Genomic DNA, 18,168 nt, shown 5'->3' with positions numbered 1-18,168 from the left:
GCTAGAGCCTGACTCCGAGCAGCGCGTCGACGACGTCCGCCAGACCGCGCCCATCCGTAGCGGCCGCATCCCGTCGCAGCGAGCCCGCCCAGGCATCGATGAAGTTCAGGGCGGACGGAGCATCGAGGTCCTGCGCCATATGCCGGCGGACGCCCTCCCGCACAGTGGTCACGTCCTGCGGACCTGCATGCCGTGCCGCGTCGCGCCAGACCGCCAGCCGTGCCACGGCCTCGTCGAGGACGCCGTCCGTCCAGGACCAGTCGGAGCGGTAGTGGTGCGCGAGGATGGCGAGCCGGATGGCGGCGGGGTCGACACCCGCCTGACGGAGCTTCGACACGAGGACCAGGTTGCCCCGGGACTTGCTCATCTTCTCGCCGTCGTACCCCACCATCCCTGCGTGTGCGTAGTGCTCGGCGAGGGGAGCACCGGCGGCCCAGGCGTGGGCAGCACTCATCTCGTGGTGCGGGAAGACAAGGTCGGAGCCGCCGCCCTGGACGGTGAAGGGCGCGGGCAGGAAGCGATGGGCGATGACGGCGCATTCGATGTGCCAGCCGGGGCGCCCTGCCCCCAGCGATCCGCCGGGCCAGTTCGGCTCACCCGGACGCGCGGCACGCCACAGCAGGGGATCGAGCGCTGTGCGCTTGTGCGGCCGGAGCGGGTCGCCGCCGCGCTCGGCGGACAGCGCGAGCATCGTGTCCCCGTCCAGGTGCGACACCTGCCCCAGGAACCAGCGGGCGTCGTCGTCGGGTGCGAGCGCGGCGGCGGCATCCAGCGAGAAGTAGATGTCGCCGTCGGGCTCGCCTCCCTCGCCCGGAACGGCGTACGCGAGGCCGCGTTCCACCAGCTGCTCGACCACGGGGACGATCCAGTCGATCGCCTCGACGGCGCCGATGTATCGGTTCGGAGGCAGGACGTTGAGCGCCTCCATGTCCTCGCGGAACAGCGCGATCTGTTCGGTCGCGAGATCCCGCCAGTCCACCCCGGTGGCCGATGCCCGTTCGAGGAGCGGGTCATCGACGTCCGTCACGTTCTGGACATAGGACACCTTCGACCCGGCATCGCGCCAGGTGCGGTTGAGGAGGTCGAAAGCGACGTAGGTGGACGCATGACCGAGGTGCGTGGCGTCGTAGGGTGTGATGCCGCAGACATAGAGGCTGCGCTCGGGATGCTCGACGAGGAGGGCCGACTCCTGGAGGGCCGTGTCGAACAAACTGATGCCCGACTGGGTGCCGTCGAGTTCTGGGACAGGAGTCGAATTCCACGCAATCACACCTTCTACCTTACGGCCCGGCGTCAGGCGCTGATGACGCCGAATCCGAGGAGCACGTAGAGCGCGAGACCGAGCAGGATGCGGTACCAGACGAAGAGCCCGTAGCCACGCGTGGTCACGAACTTGAGGAACCATCCGATGATCGCGAATCCGACGACGAACGCGACCACCGTCGCCAACGCGGTCTCCGGAAGAGCGTAGGGTCCGGTCTCGTCGTAGCTCTTGACGAGCTGGAATACGCCGCTGCCGAAGACCGCGGGGATGGCGAGCAGGAACGAGTACCGGGCGGCCGCCTCGCGTGTGTACCCCATCAGGAGGCCCGCCGTGATCGTGCCGCCGGAGCGCGACACGCCCGGAACCAGCGCCAGCGCCTGTGCGAGTCCGTACAGGATGCCGTGTCGGTACGTCAGGCTCTGGAGGTCTCGGGACTGCTTGCCCACGTGGTCCGCGACAGCGAGGATCAACCCGAAGACGATCAGCATGGTGGCGACGATCCACATGCTCCGGAAGGTGCTCTCGATCTGGTCCTGGAACAGGAGCCCTAGCAGGACGATCGGCACGCTGCCGATGATGACGAGCCATCCCATGCGGACGTCCGGATCATTCCGCGGCACCCTGCCCCGGAGCGCACCGAACCAGGCTTTGACGATCCGCACGATGTCCCGCCAGAAGAACACGACGACGGCGGTCTCCGTACCCAGTTGCGTGATGGCCGTGAAGGCAGCGCCCGGGTCCTGCGCGTTCGGCAGCAACTCCCCCACGATGCGCAGGTGGGCGCTTGATGAAATGGGTAGGAATTCGGTGAGGCCCTGTACGAACCCCAGGATGACTGCTTCTATCCAATTCACGCTTACGACCCTAAGCCATGAGGATGAGGACAGGCTTTAGGCTTGGCGGTATGCAACTGCGAAACGTGGGAGCGAGCGGCCTGACGGTCTCTGCGCTGGGACTCGGCACGATGAACTGGGGTCAGGAGGTAAACGAGGAAGCGGCACGTGAACAGCTGCGCCTGTTCACCGATGCCGGCGGCACCCTCGTCGAGACCGCAGCGCGCTACGGCGAGGGCCAGGCCGAGGCGATGCTCGGCGGTTTCATCGGCGACACCGTGGCCCGCTCCGAACTCGTACTGGTGGTACAGGGCGGCACCACGCGCGCCGGCAACGGGCGGCTGGACGGCTCCCGCCGCGGACTGCTCGACTCTCTCGACGCCTCGCTGACGCTGCTCGGCACCGATCACGTCGACGTCTGGCTCGCACCCTCCCCCGATCCGGTTGTTCCACTGCAGGAGACCATCAGCGCGCTCGAGGCCGCGTACGTCACCGGACGGGCGCGCTATGTGGGCGTCTCCAACTACTCGGGCTGGGAGTTCGCCCGGGCCGCTGCGACGGCGTCGTTCCCGCTGCTCGTCAATGATGTCGAGTACTCCCTGGTCAATCGGACCGCGGAACGGGACGTCCTCCCAGCGGCAGATGCCTTCGGCGCAGCCGTGCTCGCCTGGGGATCGATGGGCCGGGGCGTACTCACCGGAAAGTACCGCGGCAGGATCCCTTCGGAATCCCGAGGAGCCTCTGACGTGTGGGCGCCCTACGTGGAGCCCTACCTCTCGGGGAAACCGCAACGCATCACGGAGGCGCTCTGCACGGCCGCGAGGGGCCTGGATCTCCAGCCGCACGAACTGGCCCTGCGATGGCTTCTTGCAAGGCCCGGCGTTGCCTCGGCAATCGTCGGAGCGCGGACACCACAACAACTCAAGGAGATCCTGCAGACCAGCAGCTCACCCGTGGCCGCACCGATCGCTGAGGTTCTCGACGAGGTCTCGGCCCTGGTCAACTGACCGTCGGTCTATCTGGCCGCCTGCCGGGTCCTGTCCGCTCGGGACCCGGGCAGCGAACGTGTGCATGATCGGCTCAGTCTCGTCGACCGAGGTGACTGAGCTGAAGCACGTCGCTCGGAGCTTCGGGGAGCCGTCAGTGCTCGACTTCGGCCTCCACGAGGTCGGACGCGTAGTCGCCGTCCTCGTCGCCGTCCTCGTCGTCCTCGTCCGATTCCTCGTAGATCTCGAGCGGCGTGACTTCGCCGAACGCGTCGTACAAGGCTTCCTCGTAGGCTTCGAAGGCATCCGCGATCGCGAGGTAGGCCGCTTCCACCGCAGGGTCGTCCTCACGCCGCCGGGACGCAGAGGCCGCAAGGTGCTCTTCGAGGGCCGTCACGAGTGACTGGAGCGCGACACGCGGATCTATGCTCATGGCCTAGACGTTATCGGTAAAGTGGTCGAAATTGGAGGGATATGCGAGAACATTTTCTGAACGCGACGGCCGTCCGGGAGCGCGATTATGCACGGCAGTACGAGTACCTGGTGCTCACGGTCAGCGCCGGCGAGCCGTTGCCCGCAGCCCGGAAGCTTCTGACCGAGCACGCCGAGTACGGCAAATGGGAACTCGAGCGCAGTTGCATCTACATGGGCGGCAGCCGGCGGTTCTGGCTGAGGCGGAAAGTCCTGCGGGTCGAACGCACCGCCTAGTTCGGGACGCCGTCCCCGCGCACCCGAAGATCACATGTATCCCTCAGACGCTCGGTGGTCCGAGCAATGCCGTTGCGACCGTCGCGCGCGCTGACTCCTCGGTCGACGGGTGGAACTGCCCGGCAAGTGCGTCGCGGTGCAACCGCACGACTTCCGAGGACGCCGCGAAGCCGGAGCCGCCCCCGACACGCAGAGCTGCGGACGTCGCCGCGACTGCCGTCTCGACCGCATGGGTCTTGAGGGTGACGAGCCGAGCGAACCACTGGGATCCGACGTCGGCCCGGCTGTCCAGGTCCTCGGCGACCCCGCGTAGCTCCGCCTCCACGCCCGTCCGCTTCATCGCGACCCCCGCCAGCAGACTCCTCAGCACCGGGTCGTCCGACAGCACGCGCTGCGCGACATGGCTCCGGCGCTGCGCGACCGCCTGGACCGCGAGGTCGAGGGCCCGGTCCGCTATGCCGAGGTAGACGGAGGCGATGAGGGTCTCGAAGGCCGCGAAGATCCCGAACACCAGCAGGTCGGCGTTCGGCCCGACGGGCAGTCGCCGGAACACTGCGTCCGGAGTCACCCGCACGTTGCGCAGTCGCGTGGTGTTGGACCGGGTGGCGCGCATACCGAGCGGATCCCAGTCCTCCAGCGTCTCGACGCCAGGAGTCCCGCGGGGCACGAAGGCGTGCAGGATGACGTCGTCGTCGCCGTTCACGCCCTCGAGTTTGCCGAAGATCCCGAGACGGGTCCACACCGGTGAGAGACTCGTGAAGACCTTGGTACCGGTGTAGCTGTAACCGCCGTCGGGCAGCCTTTCGACCCGGGTCAGCGAATCGAACAGAACGGCGTCATTGCCCGGCTCGGAGACACCGAACGCAAAGATTTCGTCACGAGCGGCCTCGTCGAGGACGAAGTGCAGCGACGCGTCCCCGCGATCGGCGAGCAGACCCGCTACGGCGGTCCACACCAGGTGCATGTTCACCCCGAGTGCTGTTGCCGGTGCTGCGGCAGCCAGCCGCCGCTGAGCCCATGTTGCACGCTGCATGCCCCCTGCATCGCCCGGTGGCGTCTCCACCAGCAGGCGAAGGTACCCCGCCTGCATGAGTTCCTCGAAGTCCTCGGTGAAGAAGGCGTTGGCGGCGTCGTAGCCCGCTGCCCGTCCGCGGAAGCGCTCGAGCATCACGTCGGGCAGTAGCTGCCCGGTCGTTTCCTCCGACGTCGTGGTCATTCCGCCTCCCGGGTTCGAGCAGGTGCTCAGTAGCTGGTCAACAGGCGGGTGAGCACCCTCGCTCCGAACCGGAGCGAATCGGTGGGCACCCGCTCGTCCACTCCGTGGAACATGCCGGTGAAATCGAGGTCGTCCGGCAGCTGCAGCGGCGCGAAACCGTAGCCGGTGATGCCGAGTCGGCTCAGCGACTTGTTGTCAGTGCCCCCCGAGAGTGTGTACGGCAGCACCTTGGCTCCCGGATCCTCCGAGTGCAGTGCATCGATCATGGAGTCCACCAGATTGCCCGCGAACGGGACTTCGAGTGACGTGTCCTTGTGTTCGTACGTCACGTCGACGCCCTCGCCGGCGAGGCCCCGGATGATCTCCAGGACCTGGTCCTGCTGGCCGGGCAACGTCCGCACGTCGATGAGCGCTTCCGCGGTCCCGGGTATGACGTTGTGCTTGTAGCCGCTCTTGAGGACAGTGGGGTTGGCCGTGTTTTGCAGCGTCGCCCCGACGAAGCGCGCCACGGTACCGAGCTCCTTGAGGAGGATGTCCGGGTTCTCCGCGTCGAACTCCACGCCGGTTAGCTCGGTGACGCCGTCGAGGAACTGCCGCGTCGTCGGTGTGAGTTCGATGGGCCAGGCGTAATCCCCGATACGTGTCACCGCACGCGCGAGCGCAGTGACCGCATTGTCGGTGTTGATCTGCGAGCCATGGCCCGCGCGCCCATGAGCCACGAGGCGCAGCCACGAGATGCCCTTCTCCGCCGTCTGCAGGAGGTAGGTCCGCTGCCCCCCGATGGTCGCCGAGAAGCCTCCGACCTCGGAGATGGCCTCGGTCGCTCCCTCGAACACCTCCGGCCTGTTGTCGACGAGCCAGGAGGCGCCGTAGGAGCCACCGGCCTCCTCGTCGGCGAAGAATCCGAAGATGAGGTCGCGCTTCGGTTTGACGCCGTCGCGCTGCATGGAACGCAGCACCGACAGGATCATGGCGTCCATGTCCTTCATGTCCACGGCCCCGCGGCCCCAGATCAGACCATCCTTCTCCTCGCCGCCGAACGGGTCGACCGTCCAATCCTGCTTCTGCGCAGGGACGACGTCGAGGTGGCCATGCACCACGAGTGCCGGGAGGGAAGGATCAGAACCCTCCATGCGGGCGACGACGGAGCTCCGGCCCGGAGCTGCCTCGAACAGCTGTGCGGACAGCCCCACTTCCTCGATCAGCCCTGCGGTGTACTCGGCAGCTTTCCGCTCCCCCGGGCCCACGTTGTCGCCGAAGTTCGAGGTATCGATGCGGATCAGTTCCTGGCAGATCCTGACAACTTCATCTTCGGGTGAGATGCCCACGTGGTCCTCCTGGGTAGCAGTTGCTCTCCAGCCTACCGAGAGTGCGCACCGGACCGTGCAGCATGCCCATCAGCGCAGCGTGCCCATCAGCGTGGACGGGTAGCAGCAGCACCACAGCAACGCCGATCGCGGCGGGCACGGGGGCCCGCTCACCGACAAGGGCGCTGCGTCCCTGGCTAGGCTGCGACGACGTCGATCAACGCGAAGCGCTTCGACGCCTCGAACTGCGGACCGCCGTTGACGCCGTCGTCGACATACGTGAGGACCGCGTAGGTGCGCGGTGCGAGGTCCGGAGCGACCGAGATGGTGAAGCTGTAGTTGCCCGCCGCGTCCGTGATGGCACGCTGCTCATCCATCACCATCCCGTCGGACTGGGAGATTCCCATGAGGATGACCACCTGCTGACCGGGCTGGTAACCGGTGCCGGTAATCGTGAACGAGGATCCCTGGCGAACAGTCGCGCGGACCGCATCCCAGACGGGATCGGTCGCAATGACGACAGCAGGTGCCTCGGGCGCCGTGGGAGTTGCCTCGACGACAGGAGGCTCGAGGACAGGTGCCTCGACGGCTGGTGGGACCGCTTCAGGCGATGCTTCCTGCGGCGGAGTGCCGGGTTCGAGGGAAGGTTCAGCGGAAGAATCGGCGGAGGGAGCCGCCGAGAGAGTCGGGGAGGGATCCGGGGATGCGCTGACCGACGACGACCCGGTCGGGGCAGCCGCGACCGAACCAGCATCGGGCTGATCGGAAGCACTGCTCGAACAGGCGGTGAGGAGAACGGTGATAGCGGCGGAAGCGATGACGATTGACAGCTTGGACACGGTCGTAGGGTTCCTCGGTGCGACGGGATAGGGCGGCAAGGGATCGCTCTGCACGAACACTGCTGCTCTATCCCCCATCGCCGACAGTACCGCGAACCCCTGGTGGCGGACACCGCGCAGCAGGTCGTTGTGCGAACTGTTATGGGAACGTCGTTGGAAAACGTAGGACCGGCTGCTCCGTAGACCGCGGCGCGTGCCCGATATTGAAGGGACTATTCCCAGGTTCGTGCCGACTACGGCGCCAGGTAACCCGTGCACCTCCAGGGCTGGGTGCGTAGCACCACCGACTGACACAGGTCGGGAGTCCTCCCTGTGCGACGGAGGGCCCACTCGGGCGCATTGCTCTGGACGACGTGTGATTTAGCTCATGCTGCTACACGGATCGAGGGCACAAAAAAACCCCGGCGAACCGGGGTTTTCTTTGTGCGCGGAGGGGGACTTGAACCCCCACCCTCAATAAGAGGACTAGCACCTCAAGCTAGCGCGTCTGCCATTCCGCCACCCGCGCGGGTGGTTTTTCGCGGTCTGAACCGGCGAAAGCAACGAGAAAGACTCTAACACGAGGAAGCCCGAGTTGTTGAATCGGCGGAAGCACCGGCTGGCCGAGACGGACCGAGACGCCCTCAGGTGGGGCTCCCGATCGCCCCGGGAGGGTCGCGGCTACGCCAGCCGTGACGAACTGGCAACCCACACCGTCGCGGGGACGGAAGTCGGGGAGTTGATTACGCTGGCTGCAGCGCTGCCTCGTACTACCCGTAGCAGCCGCTGAGCGGACGGATTGGATGACGTGAGCGAGACCAGCGAGACGAATCCCGACCGGGAACAGTACGCCCTGACCTATGACGCCATGAAGCGCGCCAACATCCCGACCGGAGAGGTGTGGCTCCATTACTTCAGCATGGGTGGCGGCGTGGACGAGTACGAGGTCAATGCCTACCTGCACGGCCTGATCGACCTGCCCGACCACGAGCGGGACTGCATCTCGCAGGCGGTCAACGAGTTGTTCGACGACCTGTGCCGGCAACAGGGTGCTCCCTACAGCTCCGGGCACACCCGCCATTGCAGCGACTGACCAAATCGACGGGCGTCGCCGGAGTTCAGCCGGAGGCACCTGCGCCGGCAGCGATGAGCGCCAGCGGCCTGATGGACGAGGCCACCGCACCCGCGATGACGAAGGCGAACAGCCCGAGCCAGAGCAAGGACGGAACACGCGTGGATCCCTGGAGAAGGTACGCATCAGACGATGCAAGATCCCGCCGTCCCGTATGGACTCGCACGACCTTCAGCCAGTCGCGGCAGGACCCCACCAGCAGGGCGATTCCGAGAACGAGGCAGGCGTACCCGGATGATGCCGCGCCGCCGAACCACACGAGCGCCAGCGACACGGCGGCGCTGCCGCCCAGTATCAGGACACCCTGCACGTTGCGGACCAGGATGAGCGCCGACACGAGCACCAGCGCGCCGACGGACAGTGCGACGGATGCCCAGCCGTAGGCGGCGCACCAGACGAGCGCTGCACCGACGACGGCGGGTACCGGGTAGCCCCAGAACGTCGTGAAGGCGGAACGCCACCCGCGCCGCCCCCTGCTGGTGGTCGTTCCGGAGTGGTCGAGGCGGAGCGTGATCCCGGTGACGCGCTGCAGGGTGAGCAGGGCCGCAGCCGTATGTCCGAGCTCGTGCACCACGGTGACGAAGAGACCGAAGATCCGCCACGATCGGGGCGGCACGGACAGCACCGCGGCCACCAGCGCCAAGGTGACGAGGCCGACGACGCCGACCTCCGGTGGGGACGCCCTGGCAAAGCCGTCGCTGATGCGCTCCCAGAGCTGGCCGAGCCAATCATCCATGGATGGCCCCTACTGTTCTGCCGCGTCGCTCTCGAGGGCTACGAGTCGCTCGAGTATGGCTTCGATGGCCAGCCCCACCTCGTGGAACGACGTCGAGAGGGGCGAGAGTCCCAGCCGGATCCCGTTCGGATTGCGGAAGTCGGGGATGACGCCGTCCTTCCAGAGTTCAGGCACCATGCCCACGAAAGCGGGGTGATCGATCGTGATGTGACTGCCCCTCTCGGATACCGCGCGAGGAGACGCGAGGACGACTCCGTGGGGCGCCAGCACCTCGTCGACCGCCTCGACGGCGAAGGCGGTCAGGATTTCGGACTTGCTGCGCACTGCCGCCATACCGACGTCCTCGATCAGCGTCAGCATGTCGCGCATGGCCACCATGCCGATGATCGGTGGGGTGCCGGAGACCAGCCGGCGGATGCCATCTGCCGGCTGGTAGGCGGAGCCCATCGCGAAGGGATCGGCGCTGCCCAGCCAACCGAGGATCGGCTGGTCCAGCGTGGCCAGATGCCGCTGTGCGACGTAGGCCCACGCAGGCGCGCCAGGGCCTCCATTCAGGTACTTGTAGCTGCAGCCGGCAGCGTAGTCGACGTCCCAGGCGTCCAGCTCCGCGGGAACGGACCCGACGGAGTGGCTGAGGTCCCACAGTACGAGGGCGCCGGCGTCGTGGGCGATCCGCGTGATCGCAGGAACATCGGCGACGAACCCGGACCGGTAGGCCACGTGGCTGAGCAGGACGAGCGCCGTGTCGGGGCCGACGACGGCGGACACATCGGCGGGCGTAGAACCGCCGTCACGGGCCACCTCGACCCAGCGGAGTGTCAGACCGCGCTCCCGCGCAATGCCCTCGACGATGAATCGGTCCGTAGGGAACTCGTCGCGGGAGATCACGATCTCGGTGCGCTCGGGCCTCGCCGCTACGGCTGCGCGCGCGAGCTTGTAGAGCAGAACGCTGGTCGAGTCCGCCACGATGCACTGACCCGCCGCGGCCCCGAGCGCAACCCGCCCGAGCTGGTCCCCGATCTGCTGCGGGAGGTCGAGCCACCCGTCGTCCCACCCACGGATGAGGCGACCACCCCACTGGTCCTCGACGAAGGCCGTGAGGTTCTCGACAGTCGCCGCCAGCGGGCGGCCGAGCGAGTTGCCGTCGACGTACGATCGCACGGCATCATCGCCGGTCCCCAGGAAGAGCTTGCGGTAGTGGGCGAGGGAGTCTGCGGCGTCGAGCTCGGCCGCGCGGTCTGCAATGGAGAAGCCGGTCATTGGTCAAGTCTAGGACTGCGGATCACGCCGGGGCGCAGGAACCCGTGGTCCGTTCGAGGGCGCCGCCGCTGACAGCGCGAGGAGCGCGCGGTCAGCGCCGACAGCACTCGGGCGGCTCCTGCGAGGGAACCGCCCGACTGCCCGTCCCGGATGGCCGGCGGCCGACGACCGGCTCCGACTACCGGCTTGCCGCCGTGGAGTACGCCGACTGAATGGAACTGCCGAAGTACGGCCCGTACATCACGTTCTTCTGCGCGTTGTAGCCGAAGCTGTTGACCGAATTCTGCGTGCCGGAGGCGCCGGAACCGACGAACCACGGGCCGCCCGAGGACCCTCCGGTCATGTCGCAGGGAATGCCCTGCGACTGGGTGCCGCCGATCCTGTCCGCGGATGCCGTGCCGAAGCAGCTGTACAGGCGCTCGCCGTTGAACGGCGAGGCTGCAGGGTAGCCGTAGGCGCTGTAGGTGAGGTTGCGGGCCATGTTGAAGCCGATGCTCGACGCTCCCACCGTCGCGGAAAGCGTCCTGCCGTTGAGCGTGTTCACCACCGCGAAGGCGCCGTCGTAGTTGATGTCGTTGCGGGCAACCCACTCGCTGGCTGCGTGGAGCGAGCGCGCGGACCACTTGCCGTAGGGCGCCGCACCGTTGTTGTAGGCGGGTACGAAGACGAAGTTCGTGGCCCACCCCGAGGCGAGATCGTGGGTGCAGTGACCGGCGGTGGCAACGGTGCTCTGGTTGCCGCTCTGTACCGAGTTACCCGAGCACACGTAGTTCTGGCCGGCCATGGTGAAGAAGACCTTGCCGATGCGCGATACCGGAGACTGTGCCGTGGCGGCAGGCTGGGCCACCGGCTCCTTCGGTGCCTTCGCGACCGTCTCCTTCCCTGCCTTCGGCATGATCGATCGGCCCTCGGCCGCCCAGCCGGAGTTGATCGTGTTTGCGGGCTTGGCGTTCTTCATCCTGTCCGCCGTCCAATAGGCATCCAGGGCAACCTGATCCTCGTTCTGCGCATAGGACTCCGTGGCGCCAGGGGTGACCGCGCCGACGGCGGCGGTGTCAGGGGCCGTAGCCACGGGTGCTGCCTGGACCGGACCGGCTGCCATCAGCGCTGATGCAACCAGGGCCGACGCCGCGGCCATGGCGGCTCTGAGACCTCGAGAGTTCACGGAACTCCTCTTTCCATACAGTGGGGCCAGCCTTCGTGGGCTGGTGAGAGGAGTCTGCCCCGCCGAAGAACGCCCTGCCCAGAGCGATGCGGGAGTTCGCCTGAATCTCCTGTGAGAATCCGCGTGCCTCTGGACAGGGCATCGAAGCCATGCCACTATCCCGCGCGGACCGATCCGGTGAAGTGGGGCCGCTTCCGCTTCGCGGACCAGCCGACGACGTCGACCCGGGCACCACTGTCGGCACCACTGTCGATACCGCTTGCCACCCGGGTGAACGACGTCGTCACGGTGCCGGGCAGCAGGACGGGTGCCGCGAAATCCACGCGCCACTGCAGGGCACCGGATGGAGCAGGCACGGCCTGGTCCACCATCCGTGCGGCCAGGTACATGCCGTGCGCGATGGCGCCTCTCATCCCGAGTGCCTTCGCCGTCGGTCCGCTGAGATGGATGGGATTCCAGTCCCCCGATACCGCCGCGTACCGTCGGCCGACGCCCCTGTCGAGCCGCCAGACGCCCGTTGGCGCGGGCGCCACGAATGGCGGTCGGTCCTCGTCGTGCCGCTCCCCCATGGCCGGGCCGATGCGGACGCCACGGGCCAGGTAGACGGAGCGGCCTGTCCAGACTTGCTCGCCGTCTATGTCGACCTGCGTCACGAGGTCCGCCTGCATACCGGCCGGATGGGCCCGCAGGTTCTCGGCGAAGGCGACGACGTCGAGCTTCTCGTGGAAACCGACCTGCCTGACCTGGTGTACCTCGTTCCTGAGGTGCACCATACCCAGCAACGGCAGCGGGAAGTCCGTCCGGGCGAGGACGCTCATCGCCACAGGGAAGGCGATGGTGTGGATGTAGGCCGACGGCAGCTGATCGCGAACCGGCGAGCCGAGCAGCTGCTGGAAGCGGGTGAGGGCGCCGAGGTCGACCGCGACACGGTCGACACGGTGCCGAGCAGCAGGAAGCCGCGTCGGGACGTCGCCGCGCCCCGCCCTGCGCTGCACGGCGAGTGTCAGCGCCGAGCGATAGAGCGTCGGGAGCTCCGGCGCTTCCGGCAGGGTCACGTCGTCGGCGGCCGTCCCGTTCACGCGCCTACCAGGTTCTGCCCGCACACGCGCAGGACCTGCCCGTTGATACCTGCCGCCGAGTCCGAGGCGAGGAACGCTATCGTCTCGGCGACATCGACCGGAAGGCCGCCCTGCTGGAGGCTGCTCAGTCGTCGTGCCACCTGGCGCGTGAGGGGCGGGATCTTCGCCGTCATGTCCGTCTCGATGAATCCGGGGGCGACGGCGTTGATGGTGCGGCCGCCGCCGTCGAAAGCGGCGGCCTGCGCGCGGACCATGCCGATGACGCCTGCCTTCGACGCTGCGTAGTTGCTCTGGCCGCGGTTGCCTGCGATGCCGCTCGTCGATGCGAGGCTGATGATGCGCCCCGTGCCCGAGAAGACGGGCGAGGCGAGGAAGTGCTCGTTCATCCTCAACTGGGACGCGATGTTGACCGCCATGACGGAGTCCCACCGGGACGCGTCCATGTTGGCGAGCAGTTTGTCCCTCGTGATGCCTGCGTTGTGCACCACGATGTCCAGCGTGCCGTACCGCTGCCTCACGTGATCGAGGATGCGTGTCGCGGCATCGGCCGTGGTGATGTCAACCTGGAGAGCCGTTCCGCCCACGCGGTTGGCGACCTGGGCGAGCTGCTCACCGGCTGCCGGCACGTCGACGACGACCACGCGGGCGCCGTCCCGTGCCAGGACCTCGGCGATCTTCGCACCGATACCGCGTGCCGCTCCTGTCACCACGGCGGTCCTGCCGGCGAGTGGCTGATCGGCGACGCCCTCTCCGGTCGCTGCGGTGGACGCGGCGAGTCCGCTGATGCTCTCAACGGGAGCGGACGACACCTCGATGAACTGCCCATCGACGTAGGCACTCTTTCCCGACAGGAAGAACCTGAGCGCTCCGAGGGCTGTGGCATCCGTCGTCGTGGTGCTGCCGCGCAGAACGATTCCGTTGGCGGTGGCTCCACCCCGTAGTTCGTGGGCCACCGACCGGATGGCGCCGTCGACGCCCTGGCGCGCGGCGGCCTCGGCAGGATCGGTCGTGTCGGCCGGCGACCGGAAGACGCCCATCACGCGGCCTCCGGGCACCAGGAGTCTCACCGCCTGGCCGAGTTCGAGCATGGGGGCTGCGAGGTCGGCGGGAGAAGCGGCGCGATCGAGCACGACGACGGCAGCGCTCAGCTTCTCCCCCGGCAGGACGTGGCGCCGCACCTCGACGTCCCAGCCGAGCAGGACGTCGGCGAGCGCATCCGCACCCGGGCCCGAACCCGCGACGAGGACCGGGTTCACCGCGAGTGCTTCGCCCGGCGTGTAGCGGCGCAGCACCGACGGCCGTGGAAGGCCGAGAGCCTTCGCGATTTTGGCGGGCAGCGGCGTGTTGACGAGGTTCAGGTAGCTGTCGGCCATTACTTCCTCGCTTCGAGGATCGCGATGACGCCCTGCCCGCCGGCGGCGCAGATGGAGATGAGTCCTCGGCCGCCCTTCTCGGAGAGTGTCTTGGCGAGAGAGGCGACGATACGGCCGCCGGTGGCCGCGAAGGGGTGGCCTGCAGCCAGGGACGATCCGTTGACGTTGAGCTTGGAGCGGTCGATGCTGCCGAGTGCGCCGTCGAGCCCGAGGACGCGCTTGCAGTAGTCCTCGTCCTCCCATGCCGCGAGCGCGCTGAGGACTGTCCCGGCGAACGCCTCGTGGATTTCGAAGAAGTCGAAATCGTCGAACGTCAGGCCGTTGCGCGCCAGCAGGCGGGGCATGCCGTGCACGGCCGCCATCAGCAGGCCCTCCTCACCGTGGACGAAATCGACCGCCGAGGCTTCCGCGTCGACGATGTTCGCGAGCATGGGCAGGTTGTTGGCGGTCGCGTACTCCTCGCTGCCGAGCAGGACGACGGCGGCGCCGTCGGTGAGAGGTGTCGAGTTGCCGGCGGTCATCGTTGCCGTCGTGTCGAGGGATTTCCCGAAGACAGGCTTCAGCGTCGCCAGCTTCTCCAGCGAGGTGTCCGCACGGAGGTTGGCATCCCTGGTCAGGCCCCGGTAGGGCGTCATGAGGTCGGAGAAGAAGCCTCGCTCGTACGCCGCAGCGAGGTTCCGGTGGCTGAGGTAGGCGAGCTCGTCCTGGGCCTCGCGGCTGATCTTCCACGCCGCCGTCGTGAGGGCCTGGTGCTCGCCCATGGACAGACCTGTGCGGGGCTCGCCCGTCGTCGGCGCATTCGGTGCGAGGTCCTTCGGGCGGAGCTTCCCGAGCGCCTTGATCTTCTGCTGCGTGGTCCTGGCCCGGGAGAGATCCAGCAACACCCGCCGGAGCCCTTCGCTGACGGCTATCGGCGCATCCGAGGCGGAATCGACACCGCCGGCGATGCCGGACTCGATCTGCCCGAGCCTGATCTTGTTCGACAGCCCCACCACGGTCTCGAGGCCTGTCGCGCAGGCCTGCTGCAGGTCGTAGGCGGGAGTCGCGGCGGACAGGGCGGATCCCAGGACCGCTTCGCGTGTCAGGTTGAAGTCGCGCGAGTGCTTGAGGACGGCGCCGGCAGCGACTTCGCCGATGCGCTCGCCCTGAAGACCGAAGCGCGCGACGAGGCCGTCGAGCGCGGCGATCAGCATGTCCTTGTTGGAGGAGTAGGCGTACGCGCCGCCGGCGCGGGCGAAGGGGATGCGGTTGCCGCCGATGACGACTGCCGTGCGGGGTGACGGGGCCGCGTTGGACGCGCCGGCCTGATCTGCCATGGAGTAGCTCCTGGTCCGAGGGGTGGATTACCGATACCTAGCGTACCTGATACGCTGGGTATCATGAAGCTTGCCGCCACCCTGAAGAGCGCCTCCCCGAAGGCGACTGATGGTCGGGCGCCCGCGCAGGACGGACGGTCGAGCCGATGGGAGCAGCACCGGTCGGAGCGTCGGCGGCAACTCATCAAGGCAGCAAGGCGCGCAGTCAGTGCTCTCGGCCCAGGAGCATCGATGGAGGACATCGCTGCAGCCGCGGACACCTCCAAATCCGTCTACTACCGCTATTTCGGCGACAAGACCGGCCTGCAGCGGGCCATGGCCGAGGTGGTCATCGGGCAGATGCAGCAGAAGGTGCTCGACGCCGCCAAGGCCGCGTCGACGCCCCGCGAGGGGCTGTACTCGATGGTGCTGGCCTACCTGCAGATGGCCCAGACCTCCCCGAACGTCTACGCCTTCGTGACCCGGGCCGGCATCACCGAGACGAACCCGGGCGATGACGGCGGGCAGGACACGCTCGCCCACTTCCTCGCCGCGATCACCGCCATGATCTCGCGGCCGATGAGGGCCTATCTCCTCTCTCCGGAGCGGCCCGCCGGACCGGACGATGCCGCACCCGAGTACTGGCCCGCGGCGGCGATCGGCATGGTGCGTGCCGCCGGTGAGCACTGGCTCTCCTCGCCCGAGGGGCCGGACAAGCCGAGCGAGGAACTCATGGCACGGCACATCACGGCCTGGCTCTTCGACGGCATCAGCCGGTACGAATCGCTCGCTCCACCCAGCGCCTCACTCTCCCCCGAACCCGCTCGACGACCAGGAAAGGTCACGCCATGACGCAGACCCTCTCGACGCCCCAGCAGATTCCCGCGACGGTCGACATCCGGGACGATGAGCGGGCCATCGTGGACACGGCGGAGCTCGGCGAGCTGCTCCTGGGCAAGTGGGCACACGTCCGCCGCACCGCCCGCGAACTCGCCGGACGCCCGGAAGTGCACAAGATCGAGGGGCTGACGCACCACGATCACCGCCGTCGGTGCTTCGACCAGCTTCACTACCTCGTCGAGCAGAAGGCCGTCCACCGCGCCTTCCCCCGGGCTTTCGGCGGGGACGACGACCACGGCGGCAACGTCGCGGGCTTCGAGGAGCTCGTGGTGGCCGACCCGTCGCTCCAGATCAAGGCCGGCGTGCAGTGGGGACTCTTCGGCTCGGCGGTCATGCACCTGGGCACCGAGAAACACCACGAGGCCTGGCTTCCCGGCATCATGACCATGGAGATCCCCGGCTGCTTCGCGATGACTGAGACGGGCCATGGCAGCGACGTGGCCAGCATCGCCACGACCGCGACCTTCGACCCCACCACGGACGAGCTGGTCATCAACACGCCCTTCCGCGCAGCGTGGAAGGACTACATCGGCAATGGAGCCATCGACGGCAGGGCAGCCGTCGTGTTCGCGCAGCTCATCACCAAGGGCGTGAACCACGGCGTCCACGGCATCTACGTGGAACTGCGCAACGACGACGGGACGTTCAAGCCCGGTGTCGGTGGTGAGGACGACGGCATCAAGGGCGGCCTCAACGGAATCGACAACGGACGCCTGCACTTCACCGATGTGAGGGTCCCCCGCACCCATCTGCTCAACCGCTACGGCGATGTGGCCGAGGACGGCACCTACAGCTCGCCCATCGCCTCTCCCGGTCGCCGCTTCTTCACGATGCTCGGCACCCTGGTCCAGGGTCGGGTGTCCCTCGACGGTGCTGCCGTCGCCGCGAGCAAACTCGCGCTCGCCGCTGCCATCACCTACTCCACACAGCGTCGCCAGTTCAACGCGTCGTCCGACCTCAAGGAAGAGGTGCTGCTGGACTACCAGCGGCACCAGCGCCGGCTCCTGCCGCGCCTCGCCGCGACCTACGCCGCATCCTTCGCCCACGAGGAACTCCTCGAGAAGTTCGACGACGTCTTCTCGGGCGAGCACGACACCGACGAGGACCGCCAGGACCTCGAGACGCTCGCTGCCGCCCTCAAGCCGCTGAGCACCTGGTTGGCCCTGGACACGCTGCAGGAGTGCCGCGAGGCCACGGGCGGTCAGGGCTTCCTCATCGAGAACCGCTTCGCCTCGTTGCGCGCCGACCTCGATGTGTACGTCACCTTCGAGGGCGACAACAACGTCCTCCTGCAGCTCGTCGCCAAGCGGCTGCTCACCGACTACGCCAAGGAGTTCAAGGGCGTCGACTTCGGGGTTCTGGCGCGCTACGCCGTGTCGCAGGCGGCGGGAAGGACCCTGCACCGCTCCGGTCTCCGGCGGGTCGCTCAGACGGTCGCCGATTCCGGGTCCGGGAAGAAGTCGGCGAAGGCGCTCCGTGACGAGGGAACCCAGCACGAGTTGCTGTCGGACCGCGTGCAGTCACGCGTCGCCGCCCTGGCCGCCGTCCTGCGCGGGGCCAAGGGTATGTCCCAGGAAAAGGCCGCCGCGCTCTTCAACGAGCACCAGAACGAACTGATCGAGGTGGCCCACGCCCATGCCGAACTGCTGCAGTGGGAGGCGTTCACCCGTGGGCTCAAGCAAGTCGACGATCCCGGGACGCGGGAAGTCCTCACGCGCCTCCGGGACCTGTTCGGCCTGTGCCTGATCGAGAAGGACCTCGCCTGGTTCCTGATGAACGGCCGCCTGTCAGCACAGCGGGCGCGGACGCTGGACGGCTACATCAACCGGTTGCTCGTCAAGATCCGACCGCACGCCCTCGACCTCGTCGACGCCTTCGGATACGGGCAGGAACACCTCCGATCCGCCGTCGCGACGGGAGCCGAGCAGCAGCGCCAGTCGGAAGCCGCCGAGTACACGCGCCGACGTCGTGCCAGCGGTGACGCTCCGATCGACGAGAAGACGCTCCTTGCCCGGGCGGCAAGGGACAAGAAGGAGAAGAAGGCGAAGAAGGCGGCCACGCCCCGCCGCAGGAGCTAGACCTCGCCGGACCGCCGT

The 18,168-nt window shown here is 67.7% G+C and carries 17 protein-coding genes and 1 tRNA gene; 5 read left to right on the top strand and 13 right to left on the bottom strand.

The features are described from left to right. Position 1: 1 nt before the first annotated feature. Together mshC and CXQ96_RS14465 are read right to left on the bottom strand one after the other, a co-directional pair. Positions 2-1,270: a cysteine--1-D-myo-inosityl 2-amino-2-deoxy-alpha-D-glucopyranoside ligase gene (gene mshC / locus CXQ96_RS14470; protein ID WP_104118725.1), complete on the bottom strand. Its 1,269-nt coding sequence runs from the start codon at positions 1,268-1,270 to the stop codon at positions 2-4. 23 nt (positions 1,271-1,293) lie between these two features. After that, a complete protein-coding gene (locus CXQ96_RS14465; RefSeq protein ID WP_104118724.1) occupies positions 1,294-2,118 on the bottom strand; it encodes an undecaprenyl-diphosphate phosphatase in 825 nt (274 codons plus the stop codon). A 50-nt stretch (positions 2,119-2,168) separates the two neighbouring features. On the opposite strand from CXQ96_RS14465, the gene CXQ96_RS14460 reads away from it, so the two are divergent. Further along, entirely contained in the window at positions 2,169-3,104 is a 936-nt protein-coding gene (locus CXQ96_RS14460; protein WP_104118723.1) for an aldo/keto reductase, read from the top strand. Positions 3,105-3,237: 133 nt separating this feature from the next. Here the strand turns inward: CXQ96_RS14460 and CXQ96_RS14455 are convergent, their stop codons facing one another. Further along, positions 3,238-3,516 (bottom strand): hypothetical protein, encoded by a 279-nt coding sequence (locus CXQ96_RS14455; protein ID WP_104118722.1) that lies wholly within the window; start codon positions 3,514-3,516, stop codon positions 3,238-3,240. Between the two features lie 41 nt (positions 3,517-3,557). Between CXQ96_RS14455 and CXQ96_RS14450 the strand changes: the two genes are divergently transcribed. Continuing rightward, positions 3,558-3,791 carry a DUF5703 family protein gene (locus CXQ96_RS14450; RefSeq protein ID WP_104118721.1) on the top strand — a complete coding sequence of 78 codons (234 nt, stop codon included), beginning with the start codon at positions 3,558-3,560 and terminating at the stop codon, positions 3,789-3,791. Positions 3,792-3,834: 43 nt separating this feature from the next. Here CXQ96_RS14450 and CXQ96_RS14445 read toward each other — a convergent pair whose 3' ends face one another. The 4 genes from CXQ96_RS14445 to CXQ96_RS14430 form a co-directional block, all read right to left on the bottom strand. Further along, positions 3,835-5,007 (bottom strand): acyl-CoA dehydrogenase family protein, encoded by a 1,173-nt coding sequence (locus CXQ96_RS14445; protein WP_104118720.1) that lies wholly within the window; start codon positions 5,005-5,007, stop codon positions 3,835-3,837. A 26-nt stretch (positions 5,008-5,033) separates the two neighbouring features. Beyond that, entirely contained in the window at positions 5,034-6,335 is a 1,302-nt protein-coding gene (locus CXQ96_RS14440) for a M20/M25/M40 family metallo-hydrolase (protein WP_104118719.1), read from the bottom strand. Between the two features lie 176 nt (positions 6,336-6,511). Further along, the gene (locus CXQ96_RS14435; RefSeq protein ID WP_146070903.1) at positions 6,512-7,153 is read right to left on the bottom strand and encodes a hypothetical protein; all 642 of its coding nucleotides are present in this window, start codon (positions 7,151-7,153) and stop codon (positions 6,512-6,514) included. A 424-nt stretch (positions 7,154-7,577) separates the two neighbouring features. Continuing rightward, positions 7,578-7,661 (bottom strand) — tRNA-Leu (locus tag CXQ96_RS14430). 279 nt (positions 7,662-7,940) lie between these two features. Between CXQ96_RS14430 and CXQ96_RS14425 the strand changes: the two genes are divergently transcribed. Beyond that, positions 7,941-8,225: a hypothetical protein gene (locus tag CXQ96_RS14425; protein ID WP_104118717.1), complete on the top strand. Its 285-nt coding sequence runs from the start codon at positions 7,941-7,943 to the stop codon at positions 8,223-8,225. Positions 8,226-8,250: 25 nt separating this feature from the next. On the opposite strand, the gene CXQ96_RS14420 is transcribed toward CXQ96_RS14425, so the two are convergent. The 6 genes from CXQ96_RS14420 to CXQ96_RS14395 all read right to left on the bottom strand — a co-directional run bounded on the left by CXQ96_RS14420 (position 8,251) and on the right by CXQ96_RS14395 (position 15,193). Beyond that, entirely contained in the window at positions 8,251-9,000 is a 750-nt protein-coding gene (locus tag CXQ96_RS14420; protein ID WP_104118716.1) for a M50 family metallopeptidase, read from the bottom strand. Between the two features lie 9 nt (positions 9,001-9,009). Further along, positions 9,010-10,260, bottom strand: a complete 1,251-nt coding sequence (locus CXQ96_RS14415; protein WP_104118715.1) for a kynureninase — start codon at positions 10,258-10,260, stop codon at positions 9,010-9,012. Positions 10,261-10,438: 178 nt separating this feature from the next. Beyond that, positions 10,439-11,425 carry a serine protease gene (locus CXQ96_RS14410; protein ID WP_258059139.1) on the bottom strand — a complete coding sequence of 329 codons (987 nt, stop codon included), beginning with the start codon at positions 11,423-11,425 and terminating at the stop codon, positions 10,439-10,441. A gap of 155 nt (positions 11,426-11,580) precedes the next feature. After that, positions 11,581-12,504: a MaoC/PaaZ C-terminal domain-containing protein gene (locus CXQ96_RS14405; RefSeq protein ID WP_258059138.1), complete on the bottom strand. Its 924-nt coding sequence runs from the start codon at positions 12,502-12,504 to the stop codon at positions 11,581-11,583. Then, entirely contained in the window at positions 12,501-13,877 is a 1,377-nt protein-coding gene (locus CXQ96_RS14400) for a 3-oxoacyl-ACP reductase (protein WP_104118713.1), read from the bottom strand. The genes CXQ96_RS14405 and CXQ96_RS14400 overlap by 4 nt, the downstream gene beginning before the upstream one ends. Further along, positions 13,877-15,193 carry an acetyl-CoA C-acetyltransferase gene (locus CXQ96_RS14395; protein ID WP_104118712.1) on the bottom strand — a complete coding sequence of 439 codons (1,317 nt, stop codon included), beginning with the start codon at positions 15,191-15,193 and terminating at the stop codon, positions 13,877-13,879. Before CXQ96_RS14395 ends, CXQ96_RS14400 begins: the two co-directional genes overlap by 1 nt. Before the next feature lie 63 nt (positions 15,194-15,256). Here CXQ96_RS14395 and CXQ96_RS14390 point away from each other — a divergent pair, with 63 nt between their 5' ends. Then, entirely contained in the window at positions 15,257-16,024 is a 768-nt protein-coding gene (locus CXQ96_RS14390; RefSeq protein ID WP_104118711.1) for a TetR/AcrR family transcriptional regulator, read from the top strand. Beyond that, the gene (locus CXQ96_RS14385; RefSeq protein ID WP_104118710.1) at positions 16,021-18,150 is read left to right on the top strand and encodes an acyl-CoA dehydrogenase; all 2,130 of its coding nucleotides are present in this window, start codon (positions 16,021-16,023) and stop codon (positions 18,148-18,150) included. Before CXQ96_RS14390 ends, CXQ96_RS14385 begins: the two co-directional genes overlap by 4 nt. The last annotated feature ends 18 nt before the right edge of the window (positions 18,151-18,168 follow it).

This window comes from Arthrobacter sp. B1805, assembly GCF_002929745.1.
GTDB lineage: Bacteria > Actinomycetota > Actinomycetes > Actinomycetales > Micrococcaceae > Arthrobacter_D.
Note: the sequence above shows the minus strand (reverse complement) of the source record. Positions and strands in the feature narration are given on the sequence as shown.

Bases quoted from the DNA above. Each gene is read 5' to 3' on its own strand.
- CXQ96_RS14460 (WP_104118723.1), top strand. From the start codon at position 2,169: ATGCAACTGCGAAACGTGGGAGCGAGCGGCCTGACGGTCTCTGCGCTG.
- CXQ96_RS14455 (WP_104118722.1), bottom strand. From the start codon at position 3,516: ATGAGCATAGATCCGCGTGTCGCGCTCCAGTCACTCGTGACGGCCCTC.
- CXQ96_RS14450 (WP_104118721.1), top strand. From the start codon at position 3,558: ATGCGAGAACATTTTCTGAACGCGACGGCCGTCCGGGAGCGCGATTAT.
- CXQ96_RS14445 (WP_104118720.1), bottom strand. From the start codon at position 5,007: ATGACCACGACGTCGGAGGAAACGACCGGGCAGCTACTGCCCGACGTG.
- CXQ96_RS14420 (WP_104118716.1), bottom strand. From the start codon at position 9,000: ATGGATGATTGGCTCGGCCAGCTCTGGGAGCGCATCAGCGACGGCTTT.
- CXQ96_RS14415 (WP_104118715.1), bottom strand. From the start codon at position 10,260: ATGACCGGCTTCTCCATTGCAGACCGCGCGGCCGAGCTCGACGCCGCA.
- CXQ96_RS14400 (WP_104118713.1), bottom strand. From the start codon at position 13,877: ATGGCCGACAGCTACCTGAACCTCGTCAACACGCCGCTGCCCGCCAAA.
- CXQ96_RS14395 (WP_104118712.1), bottom strand. From the start codon at position 15,193: ATGGCAGATCAGGCCGGCGCGTCCAACGCGGCCCCGTCACCCCGCACG.
- CXQ96_RS14390 (WP_104118711.1), top strand. From the start codon at position 15,257: ATGAAGCTTGCCGCCACCCTGAAGAGCGCCTCCCCGAAGGCGACTGAT.
- CXQ96_RS14385 (WP_104118710.1), top strand. From the start codon at position 16,021: ATGACGCAGACCCTCTCGACGCCCCAGCAGATTCCCGCGACGGTCGAC.